Below are 12,243 nucleotides of genomic sequence, written 5' to 3'. Positions count from 1 at the left end.
CTAGCATCCAAAGAATAACTATTGTGATGCTTATTAGTTATGTGTTTTGGGAAATAGGAATATGGATCTGGTCTAGAAATATACCTCCTAGTGACCCTCTCATAAGAGTTGATTTGATATTCATCTATCCATTTTTACTCTTTCTTATTATAGTTTCTGTTTACCAATATTTTAAAACTAATACCTTGAAAAAATGAAAACGCTACTCCCCCTAGTAATCATAATAATCCTCACTTACGCATGTAAACAAGATCAAGCATCGTCAAAATCAGATAAAGCTAATGAACCCGATAAAACCATCGATGCGCCTCAAGATGATTCAAAACAGGTTGAAAATATTGTTTATAAAACTACCAGCGGCAAAAGCATAGAACTTATTATCAACAAAAAAAACAATAGCCTTAGTGACTTTACAATCGTGGCTGTTGATTTTCAAAATAGTACAGATAGTCTTAGAATTAACGATAGTGATCCTTTGCAGGCGGTGGCCATCAAAGATTTAGATGCCAATGGTTATGACGAGCTCTATCTTATCACTAACTCTGTTGGATCTGGTTCTTATTCCTCAGTTTTTGGCTTTGCTTCAAACCAGGATCTCAGCCTTACAACAATTTATTTTCCGGATATTTCAGAAAATGATGTACAGGTGGATGGACCTTTTCATGGGTTTATGGGACACGATTCTATCTATTTCACAGACAATAGAATGTACCGAAAGTATCCTGTTTATAAAGAAGGGGATGCAAATTGTTGCCCAACCGGTGGAGACAAGACTGTGAGCTATCAACTAAAAGCCGGAGAGGCCACATGGAAATTAGAAATTGAAAACTAATCACAAAAGTTTATGGTTTATACCAACTTTCTCTACAATATTATTTAGCCTTTGCATAAAAATTGCATTATGAAAAAATCATTTTTACTATACTTCCTATTCGTGTCAACAGCTATGCTGAGTCAGGAAAATCTATCCGATATAGAACTTGAGTTAATACAACTTAGCCTGCAAAAAAGCTATTCTTTAAAGAATGCCAACAATGACCTGACAATCGATAGCATAGAAACCAAAGCCATAAAGCAGAATTTTATCCCCACGCTGACTATGAATGGAGGATATGCCTATGGGGCTGCAAGTATTAACGCCGATATCCCAACATTTACACTGCCAATTTCCGGTACCGAATTATTTGATGGCGAATCTCAGTTTGATGCAAAGGGTCATTTTCTCAATGCGAATTTAACTGCAAAAGCACTACTATTCTCAGGCCTTCAGGTTAATTATGGATCAAAAGCTGGAAAGGAAAAGATCAAAGCCAAAAATTTTCTTTTAGAAACCGAAAAAGTGAAGATCATAAAAGATGTCATAGACACCTTTGATAAGATCGAACTTCTCGAAAGATCAAGAATTGTTCTGGTCGAAAGTGAAAATCGTCTATCAAAAGAAAAAACCAAAGTAAAAGCCGCTATTGAAAATGGTTTGGCCACTCCATTCGAAAGAGAAAAGATTTCAGCAGCCGAACTCAATTTAGCTTCTAAAAGAATGGAACTCGAAGGGAATCTTCGCCTACTGCATCTGAAACTTTCAGTACTTACAGGTCAAGACATAGGTATAATTGAGAAGTATGAGTTTAATTTGAAACCCTGGCTTTTTACACAAAACGATCAGACATATTCAGACAGACCTGAATTAGAAGCTTTACGAGCCGGTATTGAGGCTTATGAATATAAACTAAAAATGAATAAGAATCATTTTTTACCTAAAGTTGCTGCTTTTGCCACTTTGAGTTATTTTAATTTGTTCAACTCAGAAATTAAGACACCATATGAAACCCCTATAACAGAACAGCCGATAAATTTAGATCTCAATTATTTTGAAGGATTCCCAGCTTATCTTGTAGGTATAGGCTTTGAATGGGAAATCTTTAACGGGCTTAAAAGCAACAATGAAATTCAAAAAACTTCCATTGAGAAAGATATGGCAGAGAATAAAAAAATGGACGCCGAAGAAAAATTAAAACTTTTTGAACAAAAAGTCAAAATTGAATTTGATGTAAAAAATCAACAGATTCTTTTAAAAGAGAAAGAAGTGAAAGTTGCTTCCAACACTCTAAATCTTGCCATCGCTAGCTATCGTGAAGGGCTTATCAATATCTCTGAAAGACTCGAAGCTGAATCAGACTACCAAGAAGCCATGTTAGACTATTATAAAATGGTCGCTATGCAAAGACAGACAGCTTTAGAATTATTAACTGCAACAGGCAGCCTAACCATGAATAACCTCAATAATTAATTGATATGAAAAAAAAGACACAATTAATCATCCTATTGGTCCCGGTACTCATCATCTTAACCGGTATCATTATTTTAATGGTCCTTAAACCCAATGCCAATAAGAATCGAGTATTTGTTGGACTATTTGAAACCACACAGATAAGGGTTTCCTCTGAAGTGCCCGGAAGGATAGACAGCATCTTTGTCACCCTTGGTGAATCAGTTGAAAAAGGGCAATTACTGGCATCGATAGACAGTGAAATATTAGATGCAAAGATCCAGCAGGCGGAAGGCGTATATTCTGCAGCAGCCTCTGTAAACGAAAAAGCAAACAAAGGTGCTCGAGAAGAGGAAATCATTGCGGCAAAGAATCAATACGAAATGGCAAAAAGTCAATTTACTTATGCCGATAAATCTTATAATAGATTATTTAACATGTATCAAGACAGTCTTATTTCGGCCCAACAGATGGATGAAATGACTTTTAAAAAGAATGCAGCTGAAGAACAAATGAAAGCGGCTGAATCTATGTACCTAATGGCTCAAAAAGGTGCCAGAGATGAAGACAAACAAGCAGCAAAAGGGCAGTTAGATGCTGTTCAAGGCCAAGTTAATGAGGCGAAAGCATATTATAAACAATTAAAAATTTACGCCCCTGTATCTGGTGAAGTTTCGGCCAAAATGGCTCAAGAAAGTGAAGTCATGCCAGCCGGGTATCCTATTTTCACCATTCAGAAGCTAGAAGAAATACATGCAGTGATTCATGTCAGAGAAGATTTGCTGGCAAATTTCAAATTAGGTACTGAAATTGAAGGGAATCTTCCAGCATTCGATAATGAAACAAGAAATTTCAAAGTGTCCTATATAGCTCCAATGGCAGATTTTGCGGATTGGATCCCAACAGCTGACAAAGGCAGAATGGATATGAAAACTTTTGAAATTCACCTTTATCCAGTTGAACCGAATACTGATTTACGACCTGGAATGAGTATCAATATTAGCCTTTGAAGCACATAAAGAACATATTTGTAAGAGAAATTCTAAGGCTTAAGTCTAGGTCATCAGCATGGGTGTTGATCATTTTTATCCCAGTGATCATATTTCTATATCTAGGGGCAATCTATGAAGAGGGTGCCGTTCAAGTTGTGGAAGTGGGTGTTCTCGATAATGACAAGTCACCATTTAGCCAACAAGTAGTTGATAATATTCAGGCTTCACCTAAAATTGAACTCGTCAAGGTCTTCTCATCAGAAGACAGGCTTGAAGACATTTTTGTGTCTCATCCTGAAATTAAAGGAGTGTATTATATTCCTGAGAATTTTTCCATGAACATCATGCAGGGCAAACAACAGAAGCTTATTGTTTATACCAATTCATCAAATATTATTTATGGGAATCTTTTATATAAAGAAGCCGCCACATTTATCAATACACTTTCAGCCAAAATAACACTTAGTGCACTAACCATAAAGGGAATTCCATACGAAAAAGCGATCAAGATGGTGATGCCAGTAAAAACACAAACCAGAGCATTATTTAATCCACATTATAATTATTTATATTATTTAGTCCCCGGTCTTACAACCGTATTGTTGCAAATGATTGTGTTTTTTTTGGCAACGAGATCCATCAATTCTGAGTTTAAGAGCAATAGTTTTCAAGAACTATGGGATCTGTCTGGAGGTAGTATTTTCAAAATAATATTCGCCAAACTCTTGACTTATACAGTAATTGGAATGATGATTGCCATGTTGATATTCGCTTTTATCCATCCCATTCTAGGCATTCCATCAGGTGCAAATACCCTTTCTTTTATGTGGGTAATTTTAATCTTTGTCATCACCAATGCAACACTTGGATTAATGATTTCCATTCTGTTTAAAGATCAGGCGATAGCCATGGATGTTGCTTTTGTTTATAATTCTCCAGCATTTGTGTTTAGTGGCTTTACGTTTCCTATCATTGCCATGCCAGCCTTTAATAGTTGGTATGCAAACTTGATACCTTATACACATTTCCTCAAAGCATATATCAAGGGAATTGAAATGAGTAGTCCGTTTAGTTTTCTTATCCCGCAGGTAATCGCATTATTGCTATTTACCCTGTTTGCCTATGTAGTAAGTGTTATTGGCCTTATGTTTCATGTTAAAAAAATTGAATCATGAGAAGCTTTTTCCATATTATAAAAGAAGAATTGGCGTTGATCATTGAGGATAAAAGCATCCTTCTAACATGCTTATTAGCTCCTATTTTTTATGCTTTTTTTGTGGGATCCATTTATAAGGAAAAAGACGTAGTCAATATTCCGATCGCTATTGTAGATCATGACCATAGCAGTTTGTCTAGAACAGTTGGCAGGCTGATTGATTCAAATGAGAAAATACAGGTCATGGGGTCGTATTCTAACCTTAATGATGCCTTGTTTTTATTTAATTCTTTGGATATTCAAGGTATTCTCATCATTCCCAATGATTTTGAAAAGAATACAATAAACCTGGAGGGTTCTACCGTTGAATTAGTGTTGAACAATACCAAGTTTTTAACCTCAAATGATATAAACAAAGGGGTTCAGCAAGTAATGCTTACTATTTCAGGTGGTGTTCGCTACAGTTACTTGATTAGCAGTAAAGTGCCATCAGAATTGGCTATGCAACAGACGCAGCCCATTATGCCAGTTGTAAAATCAATTTTTAATGCTACCAATAATTATGGAGATTATCTCCTGCCCATATTATTGGTTCTTATTATCCAACAAACTTTAATAATTGGATTTGGACAAAGTGTTCTTCATGAATTAACGCATTTTAAAACCTTGTCAGATCCAAAAGTAAATTTCTTTGAATTTGTAAAAATATTTACTGCAAAGGGGCTCTACTATTTTGTCTTATATGCTTCGCTTTTCTTCCTTTTTTACAAGGTGATTTTTCCATATTACCACCTTGACTTCAAAGGATCCGAATTCCTTCACTTTCTTTTGAGTTCAATATTCATTATCGCTGTAATGGTCTATACAACCTTTTTAGGTACCTTTTTTAAATCAGCTATTGGCTGGACAGAAATAATGGCATTTTCAACCTACCCACTATTTTTAGTATCAGGTTATTCTTGGCCCATTGAAGCCATGCCCAAAGCATTACAAGTAGTTGCTAATCTTTTACCTTCAACTCCCTATTTTACTGTTTTTAATAAACTAGCGTCACAGGGAGCTGTATTGGTAAATATCAAAGGTGAAGTCATTCACCTTTTACTGCTTTTATTATTGGGTTTCCTATTGTTATTTGTCAGATTTAAATATCTACATAAGAAACGGACTGCAGCATTAGAAGTTTCAGAGTCTGTCTAAAGAAATTAAAGCTCTAAGGCCTTTTTTTCATTACCTTCCATTAATAATTCAACTGGGTTTTCAAGCGCCTCTTTAACGGCTACTAAAAAACCTACAGATTCTTTTCCATCAATGATTCTATGGTCATAAGACAATGCCACATACATGATTGGTCTTATTTCAACCTTCCCATCTATTGCCACTGGTCTTTCAACGATATTATGCATACCTAGTATGGCACTTTGGGGTGGATTGAGAATAGGAGTTGATAACATTGATCCAAACACACCTCCATTGGTTATAGTGAATGTGCCTCCAGTCATTTCATCAACTGTTATCTGACCGTCTCTGGCTCTAATCGCTAAACGTTTCACTTCACTTTCCACACCTCTGAAGCTCAAATCTTGAGCATTTCTGATTACCGGTACCATTAAACCTTTTGGACCCGAAACTGCTATCGAAATATCGGCAAAGTCATAAGAAATTTTGAAATCTCCATCGATCATTGAATTTACATCCGGAAATAATTTCAAGGCTCTTACAACCGCAAGGGTAAAAAAGCTCATAAAGCCAAGACCAACCTCATGCTTTGTCTTAAAATTCTCTTTATACTTTGATCTTAAATCAAAAATTGGTTTCATATCTACTTCGTTAAAAGTAGTGAGCATTGCTGTTTCATTTTTTACAGAAACAAGACGTTCGGCCACCTTGCGTCGAAGCATTGATAGCTTCTTTCTGTCACTTTTTCTATTCTCCTCATTAAGGGCTTCTCCCATTGAAGGCACAGCATTAATCGCATCTTCTTTGGTTATTCTCCCATCCTTTCCGGTACCTTTGATACTTGCTGCTTCGATGTTCTTTTCTGCAAGTATTTTTTTTGCCGCCGGAGAAGCAGATCCTGTGGCATATGTTGCATTCTCAGCTGCTGCTGTTTCAACCACTTTAGCCGGCTCTCCAATCGTTGTATCCTTGGCAGCCTCTTTCTTTTTCGTCCCAGAAGTTTTAGCCGCACTCATATCAATCAAACATATAACCGCTCCTACATCTACCGCATCACCTTCTTCTGCCTTCAAAGTAATAATCCCGCTTTCTTCAGCTGGTAATTCAAGGGTAGCTTTGTCAGAATCAACCTCAGCAATAGCTTGGTCTTTTTCTACATAGTCACCGTCTTCAACCAACCAACTTGCAACTTCTACTTCAGTAATAGACTCCCCTGGAGAGGGAACTTTCATTTCTAAAATCATTTTATTTCTTATTTATAATGATATTATATTGTTGTTTTATTATCAAATACACTTTCAATGACTCTTCGATGTCTCTTTTTAAAACGAGTGGATGAGCCAGCTGCCGGCACCGAATAATATTTTCGAGATCTCACTATAAGACGCTTCATTTCAAAACGTTGAAGCATAAAACTCCAAGCACCCATATTTCGAGGTTCTTCCTGGGCCCATACATGATCTTCAGCATTCTCATATCTGGCAATTACTTTTTCAATTTTTTCTTCATGAAGCGGAAATAACTGTTCCAGTCTTACCAAGGCAACATCATTGCGACCATTTTGCTTTCTTTCTTCCAAAAGGTCATAATAAAACTTACCACTACAAAACACCACACGTTTTACCTCCTTAGCAGATACCGTATCATCGATTACTTCCTGGAATTCACCTTCAGTGAAATCTTTCAATTCTGAAACGGCTTGTGCATGTCTTAGTAAACTTTTAGGTGTAAAAACCACTAATGGCTTCCTGAAATTTCTTTTCATTTGCCTTCTTAACAAATGAAAAAAGTTAGCCGGGTTTGTGCAATTTGCCACCGTCATATTATCATTGGCACAAAGCTGAAGAAAGCGTTCAATTCTTGCAGATGAATGTTCAGATCCTTGCCCCTCATATCCATGAGGTAAAAGAATCACGATTCCGTTTTGCTGCTTCCATTTATCTTCTGCAGCCGAAATGTACTGATCGAACATGATTTGCGCACCGTTACCAAAATCTCCAAACTGAGCTTCCCATATTGTTAAAGTATTTGGGGCAGCCATAGCATAACCATAGTCAAATCCTAGTACACCATATTCAGATAATGAGGAGTTATAAATACTCATCACACCTTTATTCTTTGGATTGGTATTTAACAAATTCACTTTTTCAGATGAAATTTCATCCCTTAAGATAGCATGCCTGTGAGAAAAAGTTCCTCTCTCTACATCCTGACCTGAAATTCTAACATTAAACCCTTCTTCCAACAAACTACCAAAGGCGAAAATCTCGCCCATACTCCAATCCATCTTATTGGTTTCAAAAACCATTTTAGAGCGATCTTTTAAAATCCGCTCTGCTTTCCTTAAAAGTTTTACCCCTTCAGGAACGGTTGAAACTATTTTTGCAATTTTTTCAAGTCGTGATTTAGGATATTTCGTCCCTACACTTAACAACAAGCCATCTAAATCCTGATGCATGAATCCGCTCCAAACGTTAGCCATGAATGGGTTTACCTTGGTTGCTGAATCATCTTTAGACCTGTTAAATTCTTTTTCCAATAAATCTTTATACTCCTGGATCAAATTTGGTAAGTATTCCTGATCAATGACTCCTTCTTTTATCAGTTTGTCATTATAAATATCTCTTGGATTAGGCTGTTTCGAGATGGCCTTATAGAGAAGTGGCTGTGTAAATCTTGGCTCATCACCTTCATTATGGCCATATTTTCTATAACCTAGAAGATCGATGAATATATCCCTTTTAAATTTCATTCGGAAATCCAATGCCATCAAAACCGCATGTGTAACCGCCTCTACATCATCAGCATTAACGTGTAAAACAGGAGATAAAGTAACTTTTGCAACATCAGTACAATAAGTACTTGACCTTGCATCCAAATAATTGGTTGTAAATCCAATTTGATTATTCACCACAATGTGAACGGTCCCGCCGGTTGAGTAACCTTTTAATTTACTCATTTGGATAAGTTCATAAACAATTCCCTGACCAGCAACAGCCGCATCTCCATGCACTACTACCGGAAGTATTTTGGAGGAATCTCCATTATAATCTTCTTCTATTTTTGCTCTGGCAATTCCTTCAGCCACTGCACCCACTGTTTCTAAGTGAGACGGGTTAGGAACCAGATTCATTGTAATTTGCTTATTGCTTTTAAGCGTTTTCTTAATTGTAGAGCCCAGGTGGTATTTAACATCCCCATCAAAATCATCTTCGGCATAATCCTTTCCGTCGAACTCATTAAACAATTCTCGAATTGGCTTTCTAAAAATATTAACCAAGGTGTTTAACCTACCTCGATGTGCCATACCCAAAACAAACTCGTCTACGTCAAATTTTTCAGCCGCGATTCTAAAGAGACCTCCTAAAGCAGGAATCAATGTTTCACCTCCTTCAAGCGAAAATCTCTTTTGCCCTACATATTTGGTCTGAAGAAATTGCTCAAAAGTAACAGCCTGATTTAATTTCGAAAGTATATACTTTTTAGTACTGGCTTCGTAATTTGGATGGTTATCATTTGCATTCAGTTTATCCTGCCACCACTGAATCTCTTCAGGATTTCTAATAAACATGTATTCTATCCCAATTGAATCACAATATATACGCTCTAAATGATTTACAATTTCACTTAATTTAGACGGCTGTAAGCCTAAGATACTACCTGCATTAAAAATCGTATTCAGGTCATCCTTTCCTAAACCAAAATTCTCAAGCGCCAATGTAGGGCTGTATTGACGTCTGTTACGAACAGGATTGGTTTTTGTAAACAAATGGCCCCTGGTCCTATAGCCATTAATCAATTCAATGACTTTAAACTCTTTATATACCTGCTGTGGTATCTCTATATCTTCTTCATCTGGTTCCAGCGAATAATCAGAATTTGCAAGGTCATAACCTTGAAAAAAACTCTTCCAACTTGGTTCAACAGTATCAGGATTCTTAAGATATTGTTGGTACAATTCTTCAATAAAACCTGTGTGTACAGTATTCAAAAACGAAAACCTATCCATTTATAAATTCTTTCAATTTGTAAGGAATGATTGACAAAAATAAGATGTTTTGATAAAATACCTCTAAAAAAAATGATAAATATCATATTTCATTGCATTGCTCGTAAAGAGATGTAACATTGCCTGATAAGACACTAGTATCTTTGAAACATCTAAGTATTATTTACTTCAATTCTCAAGCAGAAAATCAAGTCAATTTTGATTGTTAAAAAAACATAAAAATGACTTTAATCAGTTTGAATGACCAATTTATTATTTACATTTGCTCTTTATTTAGAATTAGTTTAAATAAGAATAAGGAATTAAAATGGCCTCAACACTGCTTTATACTGTTTTTGATTATAACTATATCGACATGGATATAGCTCAAAAGAAGACAAAATGTTGTAAAAAATATAAGAAGAAAGGGAAATTCAATTGTGGAAATTGCCCAAAACTCTAAGTGATATTTGACCTTTTCTGGTTTAATACTCCCAACGCTAACATTGCTTATATATCCGCTCGGTAAATAAATATAGGTCTGCGGACTATATTTTGGTCGTTTCGTCCCAAATCATTTTCAAAATACCTATATCTTCTTTTATTTAGCAAGAAATTACTGGAATTAATCGGTAACAACTATCCAAACCTTTTATCTATTACTTCCTATTGTATTTTCAATTTAACTAAAACCAAATTATCATGAACAAAAAAGTACTTATGTTTTTCTTGATGACCCTATTCTTATTAGGTCCAGTTGCCGCGATTCAGGCTCAAGAAGAAAGTTATGCCATGTGGGAGAGTTTTTATCTAACTCCTGACAACACCAAATTAAAGGCTTTGGGCGAAGCCATGTCTAAACACAATAAAAAGTATCACAATGAAGGGCCGTATACAGCAAATGTGTATAATGTAGTCTCAGGACCAAATACCGGAAAGCTGGTTTGGCGAATGGGTCCTTTGAACTATTCACATTTTGATAACAGACCTTCTGACGGCGGACATGACGAAGACTGGCGAGATAATGTAATGCCAAATATCAAAAAAATTAGCATGGGCGAATACTGGAAACAAGATGAAAAAGTATCCAACGTAAGCATGATAACGCCTGAAACGCCACCATATCAGATTCTCCATATCAGAGTTTTTGAAGTACATAAAGGGCAAGGTTATCAAATTGATCACCTGTTTAAACAAATTAGTAATGCAGTCAAAGACATGGATGGTGATAATCCATGGGGCCTTTATTACAATGAATTCAGACAGGGATATAAAGTAGGCAGACATATGGCCACTGTTGGATTTATGAAAAACTGGGCAGAATATGATAAAAAAGACAACTTCAAGGAACATTTCCTAAAAGTAAACGGAGAAGATTCTTGGTATGCCTTTGATAAAGGGATGTCTGAAACATTTTCGAACAGCTGGGACGAAATTCAAGAATATAACGCTTTTATGAGCGGAAACTAACAACCAATTAAAATAGCGCTATAAAGCTGGAACTTACCCTCAAGGTTCCAGCTTTATTATTTATAACCCGATTTTATAAATCTTTGATCTTATTCCAAACTTTAATCTCATCTTCCTCTGTAAGACCTTCTTTTACTTCAACATTCAATCCATCACTTATCCCAAGAGTAATATCTCTTCTTTCAAATTCCTTTTCACCTGTTTTCACCTCAACAAAAGGTTTTTTCGATTCTTCATCAAATTGAACCAAAGCTTCCTTAATTGATAAAACACTGTCAGCTCTTGCCAATATTATTGAAGCATTGGCACTTAATCCCGCTCTTATAAATGTAGTATCCGATTTGTGAAGCGTCCCTTTTATTTCAAACTGAATCGCACCATTCTCAAGCTTTCCTTTTGGAGCTATATAATCAAGTACGGCATCAAAGGTGTTATTCTCTATCGCCCCTACCGTTATTTCTAAAGGGTATCCTTCTTTAATTTTTCCTACTTCAGATTCGTCAACTTTTCCTTCAAATATCATCCTGTTAACATCCGCCAGCGTGGCAATTGTTGTACCTTCATTAAAATTATTACTCAAAATAACCTGGTTTCCAACCTCAACAGGCATTTCCAAGACCATTCCGGAAACTGTAGATCTTATAAGTGTATTAGCCGAATTACCCAAACCTTTAGTAGATCCGGTTTTAACAATATCATAATTCTTCATTGCAGCAGAATATGACTGTTGAGATTGTTTATAACTCACTTCTGCTCTTTCCATTTCCTCCTTAGAAATCACACCTTTGTCAAACAACCCAACTTGTCTTTCATACCGTCTTTTCTCATCATTCAGGGCGATTTGTGCCGTTTCTATTGAATTCTGTGCCTGATTTAAAGCGGCCAGATTAGGTACAACCTTTATTTTGGCGATCAAATCATTTGCTTTTACCAAATCTCCCCCTTCTACATATATTTCTTCAATAATTCCTGAAATATTGGGCTTGATGATCACTTCCTCAAGCGGTAAAATACTTCCCGTAGCAACAGTTTTCTTTACAATAGTTTGATTCGTTGGTTTTTCAGTATTGTAAACCACCGGGTCTTCTTGATTTTTGGAATACAAATAATACATAGCACCTCCAAAAGTAAATAGGATAAATACTAAGATAAAAATGGTTACTGACTTCTTCATGTTTTTATTATTTCAATGTTG

The 12,243-nt window shown here is 35.9% G+C and carries 9 protein-coding genes; 6 read left to right on the top strand and 3 right to left on the bottom strand.

Going from position 1 to position 12,243, the window contains the following annotated elements:
* The first annotated feature begins 193 nt into the window (after positions 1-193).
* The 5 genes from QWY87_RS05270 (at position 194) to QWY87_RS05250 (ending at position 5,611) form a co-directional block, all read left to right on the top strand.
* Positions 194-832, top strand: a complete 639-nt coding sequence (locus QWY87_RS05270) for a hypothetical protein (protein WP_290289121.1) — start codon at positions 194-196, stop codon at positions 830-832.
* Between the two features lie 69 nt (positions 833-901).
* Positions 902-2,287, top strand: a complete 1,386-nt coding sequence (locus QWY87_RS05265; protein ID WP_290289118.1) for a TolC family protein — start codon at positions 902-904, stop codon at positions 2,285-2,287.
* A 5-nt stretch (positions 2,288-2,292) separates the two neighbouring features.
* The gene (locus tag QWY87_RS05260; protein ID WP_290289115.1) at positions 2,293-3,276 is read left to right on the top strand and encodes an HlyD family secretion protein; all 984 of its coding nucleotides are present in this window, start codon (positions 2,293-2,295) and stop codon (positions 3,274-3,276) included.
* The gene (locus QWY87_RS05255; protein ID WP_290289113.1) at positions 3,273-4,433 is read left to right on the top strand and encodes an ABC transporter permease; all 1,161 of its coding nucleotides are present in this window, start codon (positions 3,273-3,275) and stop codon (positions 4,431-4,433) included. Before QWY87_RS05260 ends, QWY87_RS05255 begins: the two co-directional genes overlap by 4 nt.
* On the top strand, positions 4,430-5,611 hold the full coding sequence (locus QWY87_RS05250; protein WP_290289110.1) for an ABC transporter permease: 1,182 nt from the start codon (positions 4,430-4,432) through the stop codon (positions 5,609-5,611). The genes QWY87_RS05255 and QWY87_RS05250 overlap by 4 nt, the downstream gene beginning before the upstream one ends.
* A gap of 5 nt (positions 5,612-5,616) precedes the next feature.
* On the opposite strand, the gene odhB is transcribed toward QWY87_RS05250, so the two are convergent.
* Entirely contained in the window at positions 5,617-6,834 is a 1,218-nt protein-coding gene (odhB, locus tag QWY87_RS05245; RefSeq protein ID WP_290289107.1) for a 2-oxoglutarate dehydrogenase complex dihydrolipoyllysine-residue succinyltransferase, read from the bottom strand.
* Between the two features lie 23 nt (positions 6,835-6,857).
* On the bottom strand, positions 6,858-9,599 hold the full coding sequence (locus tag QWY87_RS05240) for a 2-oxoglutarate dehydrogenase E1 component (RefSeq protein ID WP_290289104.1): 2,742 nt from the start codon (positions 9,597-9,599) through the stop codon (positions 6,858-6,860).
* Between the two features lie 681 nt (positions 9,600-10,280).
* On the opposite strand from QWY87_RS05240, the gene QWY87_RS05235 reads away from it, so the two are divergent.
* Positions 10,281-11,048: a hypothetical protein gene (locus tag QWY87_RS05235; RefSeq protein ID WP_290289102.1), complete on the top strand. Its 768-nt coding sequence runs from the start codon at positions 10,281-10,283 to the stop codon at positions 11,046-11,048.
* 73 nt (positions 11,049-11,121) lie between these two features.
* On the opposite strand, the gene QWY87_RS05230 is transcribed toward QWY87_RS05235, so the two are convergent.
* On the bottom strand, positions 11,122-12,222 hold the full coding sequence (locus tag QWY87_RS05230) for an efflux RND transporter periplasmic adaptor subunit (protein ID WP_290289100.1): 1,101 nt from the start codon (positions 12,220-12,222) through the stop codon (positions 11,122-11,124).
* Positions 12,223-12,243 lie beyond the last annotated feature (21 nt).

The sequence above is a fragment of the Lutimonas halocynthiae genome (genome assembly GCF_030409835.1).
In the GTDB taxonomy this organism is placed as follows: Bacteria; Bacteroidota; Bacteroidia; order Flavobacteriales; family Flavobacteriaceae; genus Lutimonas; species Lutimonas halocynthiae.
Note: the sequence above shows the minus strand (reverse complement) of the source record. Positions and strands in the feature narration are given on the sequence as shown.